At 55.5% G+C, this 16,174-nt stretch carries 14 protein-coding genes and 1 other RNA gene; 4 read left to right on the plus strand and 11 right to left on the minus strand.

The features are described 5' to 3' along the window. Window positions 1-213: 213 nt before the first annotated feature. Window positions 214-1,197: a tRNA-modifying protein YgfZ gene (ygfZ, locus tag PMI17_RS14985; protein WP_007890278.1), complete on the plus strand. Its 984-nt coding sequence runs from the start codon at window positions 214-216 to the stop codon at window positions 1,195-1,197. Window positions 1,198-1,295: 98 nt separating this feature from the next. Here ygfZ and PMI17_RS14990 read toward each other — a convergent pair whose 3' ends face one another. The 9 genes from PMI17_RS14990 to PMI17_RS15030 all read right to left on the minus strand — a co-directional run bounded on the left by PMI17_RS14990 (window position 1,296) and on the right by PMI17_RS15030 (window position 12,389). After that, a complete protein-coding gene (locus tag PMI17_RS14990; RefSeq protein ID WP_007890279.1) occupies window positions 1,296-1,949 on the minus strand; it encodes a hemolysin III family protein in 654 nt (217 codons plus the stop codon). 255 nt (window positions 1,950-2,204) lie between these two features. Next, complete coding sequence (locus PMI17_RS14995; RefSeq protein ID WP_007890280.1) at window positions 2,205-2,948, minus strand: SDR family oxidoreductase; 744 nt, start codon at window positions 2,946-2,948, stop codon at window positions 2,205-2,207. Window positions 2,949-3,134: 186 nt separating this feature from the next. After that, the gene (gcvP, locus tag PMI17_RS15000) at window positions 3,135-6,008 is read right to left on the minus strand and encodes an aminomethyl-transferring glycine dehydrogenase (protein WP_007890281.1); all 2,874 of its coding nucleotides are present in this window, start codon (window positions 6,006-6,008) and stop codon (window positions 3,135-3,137) included. Between the two features lie 99 nt (window positions 6,009-6,107). Continuing rightward, window positions 6,108-6,494 (minus strand): glycine cleavage system protein GcvH, encoded by a 387-nt coding sequence (gene gcvH / locus PMI17_RS15005; RefSeq protein ID WP_007890282.1) that lies wholly within the window; start codon window positions 6,492-6,494, stop codon window positions 6,108-6,110. A gap of 22 nt (window positions 6,495-6,516) precedes the next feature. Then, on the minus strand, window positions 6,517-7,614 hold the full coding sequence (gene gcvT / locus PMI17_RS15010; RefSeq protein WP_007890283.1) for a glycine cleavage system aminomethyltransferase GcvT: 1,098 nt from the start codon (window positions 7,612-7,614) through the stop codon (window positions 6,517-6,519). A gap of 422 nt (window positions 7,615-8,036) precedes the next feature. Next, window positions 8,037-9,239, minus strand: coding sequence for an FAD-dependent 2-octaprenylphenol hydroxylase (gene ubiI, locus PMI17_RS15015; protein WP_007890284.1), 1,203 nt, complete (start codon window positions 9,237-9,239; stop codon window positions 8,037-8,039). 20 nt (window positions 9,240-9,259) lie between these two features. Next, window positions 9,260-10,438, minus strand: a complete 1,179-nt coding sequence (gene ubiH / locus PMI17_RS15020) for a 2-octaprenyl-6-methoxyphenyl hydroxylase (protein ID WP_007890285.1) — start codon at window positions 10,436-10,438, stop codon at window positions 9,260-9,262. Continuing rightward, entirely contained in the window at window positions 10,435-11,757 is a 1,323-nt protein-coding gene (gene pepP / locus PMI17_RS15025; RefSeq protein ID WP_007890286.1) for a Xaa-Pro aminopeptidase, read from the minus strand. The genes ubiH and pepP overlap by 4 nt, the downstream gene beginning before the upstream one ends. Before the next feature lie 50 nt (window positions 11,758-11,807). After that, window positions 11,808-12,389: a YecA family protein gene (locus tag PMI17_RS15030; RefSeq protein WP_007890287.1), complete on the minus strand. Its 582-nt coding sequence runs from the start codon at window positions 12,387-12,389 to the stop codon at window positions 11,808-11,810. Between the two features lie 170 nt (window positions 12,390-12,559). Here PMI17_RS15030 and zapA point away from each other — a divergent pair, with 170 nt between their 5' ends. The 3 genes from zapA (at window position 12,560) to PMI17_RS15045 (ending at window position 13,899) form a co-directional block, all read left to right on the plus strand. Continuing rightward, window positions 12,560-12,889 (plus strand): cell division protein ZapA, encoded by a 330-nt coding sequence (gene zapA, locus PMI17_RS15035; RefSeq protein WP_007890288.1) that lies wholly within the window; start codon window positions 12,560-12,562, stop codon window positions 12,887-12,889. Window positions 12,890-12,928: 39 nt separating this feature from the next. Beyond that, a non-coding RNA gene (gene ssrS, locus PMI17_RS24910) (6S RNA) lies at window positions 12,929-13,112 on the plus strand. A 190-nt stretch (window positions 13,113-13,302) separates the two neighbouring features. Then, window positions 13,303-13,899 (plus strand): 5-formyltetrahydrofolate cyclo-ligase, encoded by a 597-nt coding sequence (locus PMI17_RS15045; RefSeq protein WP_007890289.1) that lies wholly within the window; start codon window positions 13,303-13,305, stop codon window positions 13,897-13,899. Between the two features lie 34 nt (window positions 13,900-13,933). Here PMI17_RS15045 and serA read toward each other — a convergent pair whose 3' ends face one another. Beyond that, the gene (gene serA, locus PMI17_RS15050) at window positions 13,934-15,172 is read right to left on the minus strand and encodes a phosphoglycerate dehydrogenase (RefSeq protein WP_007890290.1); all 1,239 of its coding nucleotides are present in this window, start codon (window positions 15,170-15,172) and stop codon (window positions 13,934-13,936) included. A 279-nt stretch (window positions 15,173-15,451) separates the two neighbouring features. Continuing rightward, window positions 15,452-16,111 (minus strand): ribose-5-phosphate isomerase RpiA, encoded by a 660-nt coding sequence (gene rpiA, locus PMI17_RS15055; RefSeq protein WP_007890291.1) that lies wholly within the window; start codon window positions 16,109-16,111, stop codon window positions 15,452-15,454. Between the last annotated feature and the right edge of the window lie 63 nt (window positions 16,112-16,174).

Raw genomic sequence — 16,174 nt, forward strand, 5'->3', positions numbered from 1 at the left:
TCATTCCATGGCTAAAAACAGTGGGGCTCAGTGTACCTGCTTTTTTTTCTCGCTGCAGGCGCTGTGCTTATCCCTGTGCAATGTCACGGCGTTACGGCCCCTGATTTGCAAAGGACATCACGCGATTTGTGCGCCAGATTCAGTAAACAGGTTGCAAAGCCGCACTGCTCTTTTACCATTGCTACCTATTACCTCATTAATCAGGAAAGACATATGTCGATTTTTACCCTTCCACCCCGCCAGCCCGCTGCTTCGTCACGCCTGCCTTTAACCCTGATTTCGCTCGACGAATGGGCGTTGGTTAAGGTGCAGGGCAACGACAGCACGTCTTATCTGCAAGGTCAGTTAACGTTGGACGTCGCCGCCATGGGCGCAACGCAACATCGCCCGGCCGCGCACTGCGACGCCAAAGGCAAAATGTGGAGCAATATTCGCCTGTTCCATCGCGGCGAAGGTTACGCTTACACGGTGCGTCGTAATCTGCGTGAGCAGCAGCTTACCGAACTGAAGAAATACGCGGTGTTCGCCAAAGTGACCATCGTGGCCGATGATGATGCGGTACTGCTGGGCGTCGCCGGTTTTCAGGCGCGCGCCGCGCTGGCCAATCTTTTCAGCACCCTGCCCGATGCGGAAACACCGGTTGTACAGCACGGCGAGAGTACGCTGCTGTGGTTTGCACATCCTGCTGAGCGTTTCATGCTGGTGACGACGCCAGAGCAAGCGAATGTGTTGAAAGAGAACCTGGCGGGGGAAGCGCAGTTCAACGACAGCCTGCAATGGCTGGCGCTGGATATCGAAGCTGGCATTCCAGTGATTGAAAGCACCACCAGCGCGCAACTGATTCCACAAGCCACTAACCTGCAGGCGCTGGATGCCATCAGCTTTAAAAAAGGCTGTTACACCGGCCAGGAGATGGTGGCGCGCGCCAAATTCCGCGGTGCGAACAAACGTGCGCTTTACTGGCTGGCAGGCAAAGCCAGCAAAGTGCCGGAAGTGGGTGGTTCACTTGAGCTGCAGATGGGCGATAAGTGGCGCCGCACCGGCACAGTCTTGAGTGGCGTGCAGCTGGATGATGGTAATGTGTGGGTGCAGGTGGTGATGAACAACGATCTGGAACCGGATAGCGTACTGCGCGTGGAAGGTGACGAAAGTGGCCAACTGACGATTCAGCCACTGCCGTATTCATTGGCTGATTGATTGCCGCTGTGTTAATCCGGGTGCGCCTGAATGCGCACCCGACGAAATCCGCGCGGTTCTATTGTAGGGGCGCCATTCAGGGCGACCGGGACCACAAGCTACATCACATAAAAATAGATAGCGCAGAAGTGCAGCACGCTGCCGCCCAGCACGAAGCCATGCCAGATGGCGTGACTGTATGGAATACGGCGCGAGACGTAAAAAATCACGCCGAGCGAGTAGACAACCCCTCCGGCTGCCAGCAGCCAAATCCCGCCCGGCGACAGCTTAATCGCCAGTTGATAAATCACCACCAATGACAACCATCCCATACCGAGATAGGTCACCAGCGACAGCGCTTCAAAGCGGTGGGCAAAGGCGATTTTGAACAGGATGCCCATCAGCGCCAGGCCCCAGATCACCGCCATCAAACCTTGTGCCAGCGGCGAATTGAGCCCGACCAGCAAAAATGGCGTGTAGGTGCCCGCAATCAACACGTAGATGGCGCAATGGTCAAATTTCTTCAGCCAATATTTGGCTTTCTGATGTGGAATAGCGTGATAAAGAGTTGAAGCGAGATACAGCAAAATGATGCTGCCGCCGTACAAACTGTAACTGGTAATTGCGGTAAGGTTAGCTTGAGATTCAACGGCTTGGGTCAGCATTAGCACCAGGCCGATGATGCCGAAAATGCAGCCAATTCCGTGACTAATACTATTGGCGATCTCTTCAGCCAATGAATAGCCCTGGGCCATAATTCGGTTTTGTGCCATGAAGGGGATTCCTGAACAACGGAAAAAGCGAGTGTGCTATTTCTGAGCAATCAGAGTAACGAAGATAAATTTCAGTGTACACATGTACGCTAAAATAAATCTGTCAGCGGGTGTGAACGGCTTGGACTCAATTTTGGCTGCATTGACTGACATCGGTCGCCATCAATGGCGACCCTACGATATTCAGATATGGTTTTGTCGATACAGGAATATTGGGCTGTTTTTTTGGATCGGCATTTGTGCCGAGCAGGTTACTTATCTGCCGCCAGCGGCGTCAATAAAGGTGCCCGTCACGTACGACGCAGCATCGCTCGCCAGCCAGACAATCGCTTCGGCTATCTCTTCAGCCTGGCCGCCACGCCCCATCGGCAACGCGCTGGCAAGACGATCCACTCGGCCCGCTTCGCCGCCATCGGCGTGCATTTCGGTATAAATCAGGCCCGGTCGCACGCTGTTAACGCGGATTCCGTGCGCCGCCACTTCCAGCGATAAGCCTTTAGTTAGCGTATCCATCGCCCCTTTTGACGCGGCGTAATCCACATACTCACCCGGCGCACCGAGACGTGACGCGGCGGATGATACATTGACGATGGCGCCACCTTTTCCGCCATGATGCGTACCCATGCGTTTTACCGCCTCGCGGCAGCAAATAAAGGTGCCGGTGACGTTGGTGGCGAACACGCGCTGAATTCGCTCGGCATCTAACTCTTCTACCCGACATTGAGTAAACAAAATGCCGGCATTATTCACCAGCACCCGCAGCGCGCCGGCTTGCTCATCCAGTTGGGCAAACATGCGCATCACCTGTGCCTCATCAGCGATATCGGCCTGCAGCGCAAAGGCGCTTCCGCCCTGCGCTTCAATTTCTGTCACTACCGCAGCCGCTTCAGCTACACGCTGGCGAAAGTTAATCGCTACCCGATAACCAGCCTGCGCCAGCAATAAGGCGGTTGCACGTCCAATCCCGCGACTGCCGCCCGTTACCAAAGCCAGATCCATTTTTGCCTCCAAAAAAAAGGGCCGAATAATCGGCCCTTTCCATAAATACTCCCCATAACTTTAGCCTAAATAATTTGCGCTGCAGCAAGGCGGTGAACTCGTTCATCCCCGGAAGCTTACTTCGGTAAGTGACCGGGGTGAATGAGCGCAGCCAACGCCGCTAAGGCTCATAGTATGACGGCTAAATTACTGGTATTCGCTCATGGGTACACACGAACAGAACACGTTGCGGTCACCAAATACATCGTCCAGACGTTTAACGGTCGGCCAGTATTTGTTAGCGCTGCCTGCCGGGAACACCGCCAGCTCGCGGGTGTAAGGATGTGCCCAGTCGCCGACGATTTCCGTCTGCGTGTGCGGCGCGTTAACCAGAGGGTTATCTTCCAGCGGCCATTCGCCATCGGCTACGCGGTCGATCTCCATGCGGATTGCCAGCATCGCATCAATAAAGCGATCCAGCTCGATTTTGCTTTCCGATTCCGTTGGCTCAACCATCAGCGTGCCCGCTACCGGGAATGACATGGTTGGGGCGTGGAAACCGTAATCGATCAGACGCTTGGCGATATCCAATTCGCTAATGCCGGTTTGCTCTTTCAGCGGACGAATGTCGAGAATACATTCGTGTGCCACGCGACCATCGCGGCCAGCATAGAGAATGGGATAAGCCGATTGCAGACGGCTGGCGATGTAGTTGGCGTTCAAAATCGCTACTGAACTCGCTTGCTTCAGGCCTTCCGCGCCCATCATGCGGATATACATCCAGCTGATTGGCAGAATCGAGGCGCTGCCGAAAGGTGCCGCAGAAACCGCGCCCTGCTGCGTCAGTACGCCATCAATTTGTACCACGCTGTGGCCCGGAACAAACGGCGCCAGGTGCGCTTTCACGCCGATTGGCCCCATGCCTGGACCGCCGCCGCCGTGCGGGATACAGAAGGTTTTATGCAGGTTGAGGTGCGAGACATCCGCGCCGATGTAACCTGGCGTGGTGATTCCCACCTGCGCATTCATGTTCGCGCCGTCAAGATACACCTGGCCGCCGTGCTGATGCACAATCTGGCACACTTCGCGAATGGTCTCTTCGTAAACGCCGTGTGTTGACGGGTAAGTCACCATGATGCACGACAGCTGCTCGCCGACCTGTGCGGCTTTCTCACGCAGATCGCCGAGGTCGATGTTGCCTTGTTTATCGCATGCCACCACCACAACGGACATACCGGCCATTTGTGCAGACGCCGGGTTGGTCCCGTGTGCCGAGCTTGGAATCAGGCAAACATTGCGGCCGCCTTCATTGCGGCTTTCGTGGTAACGACGAATCGCCAACAGACCCGCATATTCCCCCTGCGCGCCGGAGTTTGGCTGCATGCACAGCGCGTCGTAGCCGGTTAGCTGTACCAGCCATTGCGACAGCTGAGCAATCATCTGCAGGTAACCCGACGCCTGCTCAGCCGGGCAGAACGGATGCAGCTCAGCAAATTCTGGCCAGGTGATCGGAATCATTTCCGCCGCGGCGTTGAGCTTCATGGTGCACGAGCCGAGTGGGATCATCGCCTGGTTCAGCGCCAGATCCTTTTTCTCCAGGCTGTGCATATAACGCATCATCTCAGTTTCGCTGTGATGACGATTGAACACCGGATGCGTCAGGAAGGCGCTCTCACGCACCTGACCGGTTGGGATGGCACTGTTTTCCGCCGCAACTGCTGTATCCAGTGCATCAATATCCTGGCCATGCGCATCGCCCAGCAGGATGGCGAACAGCGCCAGCACGTCTTCACGCGCGGTGGTTTCATCCAGCGTAATGCCCACGGCATTATGGATGTCACTGCGCAGATTGACGCCAAAGCTCAGTGCACGGTTCAGCACCGCTGCTTTATCAGCGACTTCTACCGTCAGCGTATCGAACCAGCTGTTGTGGCGCAGTTTCATACCGCCATTTTGCAGGCCAGCGGCCAGAATGCTGGTCAGACGGTGAATGCGGGAAGCAATGCGCTTCAGGCCAACCGGGCCGTGATACACCGCATAGAGACCGGCGATATTCGCCAGCAGCACCTGCGATGTACAGATGTTGGAGTTGGCTTTTTCACGACGAATATGCTGCTCGCGGGTTTGCATCGCCATGCGCAGCGCGGTGTTACCGGCGGCATCGCGTGATACGCCAATGATACGTCCAGGCATTGAGCGCTTGTGTTCGTCGCGGCTGGCGAAGAACGCAGCGTGTGGTCCGCCGTAACCCATTGGCACGCCGAAACGCTGGGCCGAACCAAAGACGATATCTGCGCCCTGCTTGCCTGGCGCTTCTAACTGCACCAGCGCCATAAAGTCTGCCGCGACGCTCACCACCACTTTGCGGTTTTTCAGCTCGGCAATCAGTGAACGGTAATCGTGCACTTCACCGTGCGTACCAACCTGCTGCAGCAATACGCCGAACAGATCGTCGTGATCTAATGCTTTATCAACGCTATCGATAATCAGTTCAAAACCAAAGGTTTCGGCACGCGTGCGCACCACATCCAACGTCTGGGGATGGATGTCATTGGCGATAAAGAATTTAGTGGCGTTTTTCAGTTTGCTGACACGTTTGGCCATCGCCATGGCTTCTGCAGCGGCGGTGGCTTCGTCCAGCAGTGATGCGGAAGCGATGTCCAGACCGGTCAGATCCAGCGTCAGGGTTTGGAAGTTCAGCAGCGCTTCAAGACGCCCCTGCGACACTTCTGGCTGATACGGCGTATACGCGGTGTACCAGCCCGGATTTTCCAGCATGTTACGTAGGATAACCGGCGGCGTAATTACCGCGCTGTAGCCCATGCCGATCCAGGATTTGTAGCGTTGATTCTGACTGGCAATGGCCTTCAGCTCTGCCAGCGCTTGCTGCTCGGTCGCGGCGTCGCCAACCGCAGGCGGGCCTGGCAGCTGGATGTCGGCCGGGACGATAGAGCTAATCAATGATGAGAGCGAACTGGCACCAATCGCTTTCAGCATTAAGGCCTGTTGTTCCGGCGTAGGACCGATGTGGCGCTCAATGAAAGCACCGTTATGTTCGAGCTGGCTGAGAGTCTGGGTCATTTGCAGTAAATCCTGAATCGGGCTGGGTTACAAAAATGGCGTTAAGTCAGGCAGATAAAAAAGAAGGTGCCGCTGTGCGCCACCTTCTGCAACTACCGGTTACTCGTCGATCGCGGCTTTGTAGGCATCGGCATCCAGCATGGAGTCGAGTTCTGACTCGTCGCTGGCTTTGATGCGGAACAACCAACCATCGGCATACGGCGCGCTGTTAACCAGCTCCGGTGAATCGCCTAGCTGATCGTTCACCTCGACGATTTCACCGCTTAAGGGTGCATAGATGTCAGAAGCGGCTTTCACCGATTCCGCCACCGCGCAATCATCACCGGCCGCGAAGGAGGCGCCGACGTCTGGCAAATCGACAAATACCATGTCGCCCAGCAGTTCCTGCGCATGTTCGGTGATACCTACCGTGAAGGTGCCGTCGGCTTCTTTACGGACCCACTCGTGACTATCGCGGTATTTCAATTCACTTGGCACATTGCTCATTGGCCATTTCTCCTGAAAAAAATTACTGGGCGACCGGCTTACCGGCGCGAACAAAAATCGGTTTTGTCACTTTCACTGGCATTTCACGGTTGCGGATTTCCACAATCGCCTGCTCGCCAATCCCCGCAGGCACACGTGCCAGCGCGATGCTGTAACCCAGCGTTGGCGAGAAGGAGCCACTGGTAATAATACCTTGCTGCGGCTGACCTTGTTCATCGGTGAAACGCACAGTCAAACCGTTACGCAGCACGCCTTTTTCGGTCATCACCAGACCAACCAGCTTCTCGGTGCCCTTTTCGCGCTGCGCTTGCAGTGCGTCACGACCGATGAAATCGCGGTCGGCAGGTTCCCAACTGATGGTCCAGCCCATGTTGGCAGCCAGCGGCGACACGCCTTCATCCATCTCCTGGCCGTACAGGTTCATGCCCGCTTCCAGACGCAGCGTGTCACGCGCCCCCAGACCCGCCGGCTTAACGCCTGCAGCTAACAGTTGCTGCCAGAAAGCGGCAGCTTCAGTGGCAGGCATTGCAATCTCGTAGCCCGCTTCGCCGGTGTAGCCGGTAGTAGCGATGAACAGGTTTTCTGCCTGCACGCCAAAGAACGGCTTCATGCCAGCAATGGCGTCACGCTGAGCGGCACTGAACAGCGTTTGCGCTTTTTGCTGCGCGTTCGGGCCCTGCACCGCAATCAGCGCCAGATCGTCACGCTCGGTCAGCTCGACGCCAAACGGTTGTGCATGCTGTTTAATCCATGCCAAATCTTTCTCACGCGTGGCGGAGTTCACCACCAGGCGGAAGAAATCTTCGCTCATAAAGTAAACAATCAAATCATCGATGACGCCAGCGGAGGCATTCAACATGCCGGTGTAAAGTGCTTTGCCCGGCTGGGTCAATTTAGCGACATCGTTGGCTAACAGATAACGCAGAAAATCGCGGGTACGTACGCCGCGTAGATCGACGATGGTCATGTGGGAAACATCAAACATGCCGGCATCGTTACGCACCGCGTGATGCTCATCCATTTGCGAGCCGTAATGCAGCGGCATCATCCAACCGTGGAAATCCACCATGCGTGCACCACATGCCTGATGCTGTTCGAATAGAGGCGTTTGCTGAGTCATAACCATCCTGTGAAAACAAGTGAGTGTGACGCGCCTGCGTCGCCTTTGCTGGCTGACGCAAACGTTCTCTTTGTGCTGAAGTTATCACCTAATGCGGCAATTAACCATGAGGAAAACGAGGGTGAAACACTACCACCTTTCAACGAAGCACCGAACAGCTACCAGCATAAATCACTGCATTATTGTGATTAGCCTCGCACAAAATACGACTAAATTACTTTCATGCAGCAAAATGAAGGAATAGACGCCGCAGGATTAAGAAATGGTCCGGTGTTCGCATTGCCATAACATGAATTAATCTAATGCGAATTAAGGGGTGAAATTAGAATAAATCAAACGAGGCGCGATTGCGGTGCAGTGCTGCATCATGGCGGTGCAGCAAAGAAAAACGGCGCCCAGTTGGGCGCCGTCAGCGGAAAAAATTAACGTATCCAGCTGGGTAGATCGTTTAGCCCCATCGCCTGCTTCAGCATCAGCGGTTTAACGCCCGGTAAAGTATCGGCTAGCTTGAGGCCGACATCACGCAACAGCTTTTTCGCCGGATGCGTGCCGGCAAATAGCTCGCGGAACCCCTGCATCCCCGCCAGCATCATCGCCGCGCTGTGCTTGCGGCTACGTTCATAGCGACGCAGATAGAGATGCTGACCAATGTCTTTGCCTTCCTGGTGCAGACGGCGAATTTCACCAATCAGTTCGGCCGCATCCATAAAGCCAAGATTGACGCCCTGCCCGGCCAGCGGATGAATGGTGTGTGCGGCATCGCCAACCAGCGCCAAACGGTGCGCGGCGAAGTTACGCGCATAACGCGCCGTCAGCGGGAAGGTTTTGCGCTCGCTCTCGACCTGACACAGGCCAAGACGCATATCAAACGCTACCGACAGCTGCTGGTTGAACAGCGCTTCCGGCATCGATTTCATGCGCGTCGCTTCCTGCGGCGAGAGCGACCAAACGATCGAGCAGAGATGAGGATCCTGCATCGGCAGGAATGCCAGAATGCCATCGCCGTGGAATACCTGACGCGCGATGGCATCATGCGGCATATCGGTGCGGATATTTGCCACTAATGCATGATGCTCGTAATCCCAGAAGGTCAGCGGGATATCGGCTTTGTCACGCAGCCACGAATTAGCGCCGTCAGCAGCAACCAGCAAACGCGCGCTCATCATGCTGCCATCCTGCAAGGTAATGAAGGCTTCGTTGTCGCCAAATGCCACCTGCTGCAACTGCGCCGGAGCGAACAGCGTGATGTCGCTGCTGTTGCTGGCTCGTTGCCACAAGGCACTATGAATCACTTCGTTTTCAATAATATGACCGAGATGCGACAGGCCCTGCTGCTCATCATCAAAACTGATGGAGCCGAAGCTGTCCTGATCCCACACTTCCATGCCGTGATAGGCGCTGGCGCGCAGGGCCAGAATGCTCGACCAGACATCGAGCTTTTGCAGCAGACGTTCACTGGCAGCGTTGATGGCGGAGACGCGAATCGACGCGTTAGCCGCCGGATCAAATTGTGGCTCGGGTGCTTTTTCCAGCACGGCAACGCGTAAGCCGCTGCCCTGTAATCCGCAGGCGACGGCCAAGCCCACCATGCCGCCACCGGCGATTGCCACATCGAAAGTTTGCATTGCTGCCCCTTAATTGGTGCTTAACGCTTAACCCAGCCGAGCGTTCGCGCGGCAAGTGGGTTTCGCAGCCATGGCAGATGGTCCATTGCCACCAGCCCAAGATTTCGTCCCGCCACTAATGGCGCATAACGGTTAGCAAACAGTTTGACTAAACCGTCGGTGACGCCAATGGTGGCGGCACGATCGGGTTGACGCCGCGCGGCAAAATGCTGCAACACCGCGTAGCTGCCTGGGTCCTGCTGCTGACGCCATGCGCCCGCCAGCGTTTCTGCCAGCGACATCACATCGCGCAGGCCAAGGTTAAAGCCTTGTCCGGCAATCGGATGCAGCGTTTGCGCCGCATTGCCTACCAGCGCCAACCGATGTGTGACCTGACGTTCGGCGGTTTGCAGCGCCAGCGGATAAAGCTCGCGTTGACCCGCGTGCGTAAAGCGCCCAAGGCGCCAGCCAAATGCCTGCTGCAGTTCTTGCAGGAAGGTCGCGTCATCCCACTGTTTAATCGTTGCTTGCGCGTCAAGCGGATGGCACCACACCAATGACATGCGGTTACCGGACATCGGCAACAGCGCCAGCGGGCCATGCTCGGTAAAACGCTCAAATGCGCGTCCCTGATGCGGCAGCTGGGTCGAGACATTGGCGATAACCGCTACCTGATGATAGTCGTCGCGCTGCCAGGTCATACCGCAGGATGCGCCTAAAGGCGATCGCGATCCATCGGCGGCCACCAGTAAATCACCGGTTAATTGCTCACCGCTGTTGAGTGTAACCAGCACGCTATTGGCGCTACGTGACACCGCCGTGGCGTGATCCGGGCAGCGCACGCTGATGCCCGGTGCCTGTTGTAAACGCAGGAACAAGCGCTGGCCGACATCGAAAAGTTCCACGACCTGACCCAGTGCGGGCAACTGGTGATCTTGCGCTTTGAGCGAGACGAAACCGGTATGGCCGCGATCGGAGACGTGGATATCAGTGATAGGCGTGGCGCAATCCGCCAGCGAGCGCCACACATCGATATCGGCTAACTGCTGGCAGGTGCCCGCCGCCAGGGCAATCGCGCGTCCATCGAAGCCGGGATGTGCACGGCTGTCGGGCTGGCTACGCTCAATCAGCGTTACCGGCAGCTGACCTTGCGTCAGGTGCGAAATCGCCAGCGCCAGGGTGGCGCCGGTCATACCGCCGCCAGCAATTAAAATGCTCATGCCTGACGTGCCGCCGCCATCAGGGCTTCAATCGCATCGGCGTCTTTCACCACGCTGTCGGTGAGATTCTCGTTGCCGTCCGCGGTGATGACGATGTCATCTTCAATGCGAATACCAATGCCACGATATTGCGGCGGCACGTTGGCATCTGGCGCGATATACAAGCCTGGCTCAACGGTTAGCACCATGCCCGGCTCAAGAGTGCGGTCGCGGCTCGGCGTGCCGTAATGTCCCACGTCATGCACATCAAGCCCCAGCCAGTGGCTTAAACCGTGCATAAAGAACGGGCGGTGTGCCTGCTCTTCAAACAGCGTATCGATATTGCCATCCAGAATGCCGAGGTCGACCAGGCCGGTAATCATGATGCGCACCACTTCGTCGTTAACATCATGGATGCTGATACCCGGGCGGAACATCGACAGCGCTTTGTAGAGCGAAGCCAGCACGATGTCGTAGATGGCACGTTGCGGCTCGCTGAACTTACCGTTGACCGGGAAGGTGCGGGTGATATCGCCCGCATAGCCGTGGAATTCACAGCCAGCGTCAATCAGCACCAGGTCGCCATCGCGCATCTCACATTCGTTTTCGGTGTAGTGCAGAATGCAGCCGTTTTCGCCAGCACCGACAATGGTGTTGTAAGAGGGGAAACGCGCGCCGTGGCGATTGAATTCGTGGTGAATTTCGCCTTCCAGCTGATATTCGAACATGCCCGGACGGCAGGTTTGCATCGCTCGGGTATGCGCCAGTGCGCTGATTTTTCCGGCACGGCGCAGAATCTCAATCTCTTCCGCGCTTTTGAACAGGCGCATCTCATGCACCCACGGACGCCAGTCAGTGACCGTATTCGGTGCGCTAAGATTTTGGCGGAAGCCGCGACGCAGTTTTTCCAGCGCGCTAAACACCCGTTGATCGGCTTCGGCATATTCGCCCTGCGCGTGATAAACCACATCAAGGCCGTTAAGCAGTTGATGCAGCTGCTCATCAATGTCATCCCACGGCAAAGCACGATCGACACCCAGCCTGGCCGGAGCGGCATCCTGGCCAAGGCGGCGACCAAACCAGATTTCAGCGGTCAGATCGCGCACACGATTGAACAACACGCTGTGATTGTGCTTGTCATCGCTTTTAATTAAAACCAGCAGCGCCTGCGGTTCGTTAAAACCGGTGAAGTACCAGAAATCACTGTTTTGCCGAAAGTTATATTCAGTATCGTTGCTGCGCGTCACTTCAGGTGCAGCAAAAATCAAAGCGGCACTGCCTGGCGCCATGCGGGCAATCAGCGCCTGACGACGTTGCTGGAACGTTTCCAGAGTAATCATGTTTGCACTCCCTGTTGAAGACGGGCCACAACGTACCCGCATTGACGCGCTTAGTGTAACGTAGGTTTCTGTACTTCAGGTGCCGTTGGCTGAGGCTGACGCGTGAAGGTGTCGTGGCACAGTAAGGCGGCAACACGCACGTACTCGATCACCTCTTCCAGCGACTGCTCCAGTTCTTCCTGGTCTTCATCTTCGTCATAGCCGAGCTGAGCGATGGTGCGCAGATCGTCAATCGCTTCACCGGTTTCGCCGGTTACTTTCTCAAGCTTAGGCTGCGTAACGCCCAAACCGAGCAGGAAGTGATTGACCCAGCCGGCCAGCGCATCGGCGCGATCGAACACCGTGATGTCATCATCTTCCGGCAACATCAGCTGGAACATAAAGCCTTCGTCTTCCAGCGTGGTCGCCAGGCTCTCGTGCAGCGCCTGTAACGGCTGAGACAGGCTCTGCGAAAACGCCATGCCTTCGTTGGTGAGATCGTGAACCATGGTTTTCCAGCTGGTATCCTGATTGCCACCGCACAGAATCCCGGAAAGGAGTCCGTGCATTTCGGCCGGCGTCATGCCCACGCCCTGCTGAGAAAGGGCCGCGGCCAGCGCGTTGTAACTAGGCGTTGCGTTCTGTAAAGACATAAGCTTTGGTCGTCGTTGGCGGAATAAGTTCGTGTTATGCTACCACCAGGTGCCTCTGGGTTTCCAGAAAAGGGGTTGTAACTTATAACTCGGGTATATATAGTTTCGCACCTCCCAACCCATTGACCGGTAAGGGAGATGCGATCGAAGTAATCAGTCAGGATGGTGGCATGTCTGCACAACCAGTAGATATTCAAATTTTTGGTCGTTCATTGAGAGTGAATTGTCCGCCTGAACAGCAAGATGCGCTGAATCTGGCCGCAGAGGATCTCAATCAACGGTTGCAAGATTTAAAAGTTCGCACTAGAGTCACCAATACAGAGCAACTGGTGTTCATCGCCGCGTTAAACATCTGCCACGAGCTGGCACAAGAGAAAGGTAAGACGCGCGACTATGCAGCAAACATGGAACAACGTATCCGCATGCTGCAGCAGACCATAGAACAAGCGTTAGTTGAGCAAGGTCGCATAACTGACCGCCAGGGCCCTAATTTTGAATAACACTTCATGGTCCTCATGCTAGAGTGACGGTGAAGTAAATTTTCTCTGAGATGTTTGCAAGCGGGCCAGTCCCCTGAGCCGATATTTCATACCAACAGAATGTGACGCTCCACAATTTGTGCGCATGCTCGGTCCGTCCGAGAAGCCTAATAGTTGTGACGGCATGTTCACCTTGAACCAAGGGTTCAAGGGTTACAGCCTGCGGCGGCATCTCGGAGATCTCCACTTAGTTTTACTCGCTAAATAATTCAGTCTGCAGCAAGGCGGCAATCGAGAGAATCCCAGTGAGCTTACTTAAGTAAGTGATTCGGGTGAACGAGAGCAGCCAACGCGGCTGCAGATTGAAGTATGACGCGAATCCCCCGGTTCGCATGATATAGTGGCTTGCAACAGCCCACTCTGCCGGGGATATCATGTCAACACCCTCCTTTCTCGACCGTCAAGACATCCGTCAGCATGTGCGCCATTTGCGCCGTAATCTCACGTCTGAGCAGCAGGAACAGGCCGCCGATCAGCTGGCTGAACACGCCATCAATATCGCGCCGATCGCCAATGCCCAACGCATCGCGCTGTTTTTGTCTGTCGATGGTGAAATCAACACCCGCCCGCTGATCGCCAAACTGTGGCAGCAAAAAAAGCAGGTTTATCTACCCGTGCTGCACCCCTTCTCGCCAGGCAATCTGCTGTTTATCCGCTATACGCCCGCGAGCGCGCTCACGCCAAATAAACTGCGTATTCCCGAGCCGCCGTTAGATATCACGCAGCTGGCCACGCTGGACCAATTAGATGTGATGCTGGTGCCGCTGGTAGCGTTTGACCACCAGGGCCAACGTTTGGGGATGGGCGGCGGATTCTACGATCGCACGCTGCAAAACTGGCAGCAGCACGGTTTTCTTCCGGTGGGCATTGCGCATGATTGCCAGCGCGTGGATACACTTCCCGTCGCTGCATGGGACGTCCCGCTGCCGGCGATACTGACGCCATCAAAACTGTGGCAATGGGAAACGTAAGCAGAAAAAAGGGCGCCAGTGGCGCCCTGATTGATTAGTAGAGCAGACGGGCGCGAATGGTGCCCGGAATGGCTTTCATTGCCTGAAGCGCTTTATCCGCCACCTCTTCTGTCGCATCAATATCGATCACCACGTAGCCCATAATTGGCGTGGTTTGCAGATACTGCGCGGCAATGTTAATGCCCTGCTCAGCAAAGATCTGGTTGATAGCCGTCAGCACACCTGGACGGTTCTCATGGATATGCAGCAGACGACTGGCGCTCGCTGCATGCATTGGCAGCGAAACTTCCGGGAAGTTGACCGCAGACAGCGTAGAACCGTTGTCTGAGTATTTCGCCAGCTTGCCAGACACTTCCAGACCGATGTTTTCCTGCGCTTCCTGGGTTGAACCACCAATGTGCGGAGTCAAAATCACGTTGTCGAATTCGCACAGCGGCGAGTTGAACGGATCGCTGTTAGTCGCCGGCTCGACCGGGAACACGTCGATAGCGGCACCAGCCAGATGTTTGTTCGCCAGTGCTTCACACAGCGCCGGGATATCAATCACGGTACCGCGCGCGGCATTAATCAGCAGCGAGCCCGGCTTCATTAATGCCAGCTCCTCAGCACCGATCATGTTCTGCGTGGATTGGGTTTCAGGCACATGCAGGCTAACCACATCGCTCATATTGAGCAAATCGGAGAGGTGGCGAACCTGCGTGGCGTTACCCAGCGGCAGTTTGCTTTCGATATCGTAGAAGAACACGTGCATACCCAGGCTTTCTGCCAACACACCCAGCTGCATGCCGATGTGACCGTAACCAATGATGCCCAGTTTCTTACCACGCGCTTCGAATGAGCCGTTGGCAACTTTATTCCAGATGCCTCGGTGCGCTTTGGCGTTCGCTTCTGGAATACCGCGCAGCATCAGCAGCATTTCGCCAATCACCAGCTCAGCAACGGAGCGGGTGTTGGAGAACGGTGCGTTAAACACCGGCACACCGCGTTTCGCCGCAGCAGCAAGATCAACCTGGTTAGTACCGATACAGAAGCAGCCAACTGCAACCAGCTTTTCAGCGGCAGCAAAGATCTCTTCAGTCAGTTGGGTGCGGGAACGGATACCAATGAAGTGCGCATCGCGGATGGAGGATTTCAGCGACTCCGCATCCAGCGCCCCTTTGTGAAACTCGATGTTGGTGTAGCCTGCTGCACGCAGGTTTTCCAGCGCACTCTGGTGAACGCCTTCCACCAGCAGGAACTTAATCTTGTCTTTTTCCAGTGATACCTTTGCCATTTCCCGACCCTATTCAGAATTCAATGAGGACTACCATAAGGTAGCCTTCTGTCAAAATATCAAAAATTTCGTGCGCAGCAATACAAACGATTGCCTGCGTGCCAGCACGCGCCCACGCGGAGGCAGCACAATGCCGTACAAAATCGTGGCATCTATGTTGGACGGAGTACGAACCCACTGCTGATGAATCTTTTGTGACATAAGTCACCAAATTTCAGCCTGGCGAGAAAAGATGTTTTGCGGATGGAAATAACCGGCGCATGTCGGGCGCCGGACAGATCATTTTACGATGGTTTTTACGCCGTCAGCGGTGCCAATCAGCGCGACGTCAGCACCTCGTCCGGCAAACAGACCCACGGTCACCACGCCCGGCAGCGCGTTAATGGTTTTTTCCAGCTCGATAGGATCAAGAATCCGCAGATTATGCACGTCGAGAATAATGTTGCCGTTATCAGTGATGACGTTCTGGCGATACTCCGGCAAGCCGCCCAGCTTCACCAGTTCACGAGCCACAAAGGAACGCGCCATGGGAATGACTTCAACCGGCAGCGGGAAGTGGCCCAGCACATCAACCTCTTTCGATGCATCAGCAATACAGACGAATTTTTTTGCGACCGCCGCAACGATTTTCTCACGCGTTAGCGCTGCACCACCGCCTTTGATCATCTGCATCTGCGGATTGATTTCATCTGCGCCATCCACATAAACCGACAGTTCGTCAATTTCATTGAGATCGAAGACGTGGATGCCTAAAGCTTTCAGTTTTTCTGTCGACGCTTCCGAACTGGAAACCGCGCCTTCAATCTGATTCTTCATGGTGCCGAGCGCATCAATGAAATGCGCGGCAGTGGATCCCGTTCCCACGCCAACCACCGTGCCGGGCTCTACGTACTGCAGCGCTGCCCAACCTACCGCTTTTTTCAGTTCATCCTGGGTCATGGTATGTTTAAAACCTGTGCGACATCGAAGTGCGCGTAGTATAAAACAAGGCGTCGTAAAAAA

The organism is Pantoea sp. GM01 (assembly GCF_000282675.1).
GTDB lineage: Bacteria > Pseudomonadota > Gammaproteobacteria > Enterobacterales > Enterobacteriaceae > Pantoea > Pantoea nemavictus.

Bases quoted from the DNA above. Each gene is read 5' to 3' on its own strand.
- gcvP (WP_007890281.1), bottom strand. From the start codon at position 6,008: ATGACCCAGACTCTCAGCCAGCTCGAACATAACGGTGCTTTCATTGAG.
- rpiA (WP_007890291.1), bottom strand. From the start codon at position 16,111: ATGACCCAGGATGAACTGAAAAAAGCGGTAGGTTGGGCAGCGCTGCAG.
- PMI17_RS15030 (WP_007890287.1), bottom strand. From the start codon at position 12,389: ATGTCTTTACAGAACGCAACGCCTAGTTACAACGCGCTGGCCGCGGCC.
- ubiH (WP_007890285.1), bottom strand. From the start codon at position 10,438: ATGAGCATTTTAATTGCTGGCGGCGGTATGACCGGCGCCACCCTGGCG.
- zapA (WP_007890288.1), top strand. From the start codon at position 12,560: ATGTCTGCACAACCAGTAGATATTCAAATTTTTGGTCGTTCATTGAGA.
- gcvH (WP_007890282.1), bottom strand. From the start codon at position 6,494: ATGAGCAATGTGCCAAGTGAATTGAAATACCGCGATAGTCACGAGTGG.
- PMI17_RS14995 (WP_007890280.1), bottom strand. From the start codon at position 2,948: ATGGATCTGGCTTTGGTAACGGGCGGCAGTCGCGGGATTGGACGTGCA.
- pepP (WP_007890286.1), bottom strand. From the start codon at position 11,757: ATGATTACTCTGGAAACGTTCCAGCAACGTCGTCAGGCGCTGATTGCC.
- serA (WP_007890290.1), bottom strand. From the start codon at position 15,172: ATGGCAAAGGTATCACTGGAAAAAGACAAGATTAAGTTCCTGCTGGTG.
- PMI17_RS14990 (WP_007890279.1), bottom strand. From the start codon at position 1,949: ATGGCACAAAACCGAATTATGGCCCAGGGCTATTCATTGGCTGAAGAG.
- ubiI (WP_007890284.1), bottom strand. From the start codon at position 9,239: ATGCAAACTTTCGATGTGGCAATCGCCGGTGGCGGCATGGTGGGCTTG.
- gcvT (WP_007890283.1), bottom strand. From the start codon at position 7,614: ATGACTCAGCAAACGCCTCTATTCGAACAGCATCAGGCATGTGGTGCA.
- ygfZ (WP_007890278.1), top strand. From the start codon at position 214: ATGTCGATTTTTACCCTTCCACCCCGCCAGCCCGCTGCTTCGTCACGC.
- PMI17_RS15045 (WP_007890289.1), top strand. From the start codon at position 13,303: ATGTCAACACCCTCCTTTCTCGACCGTCAAGACATCCGTCAGCATGTG.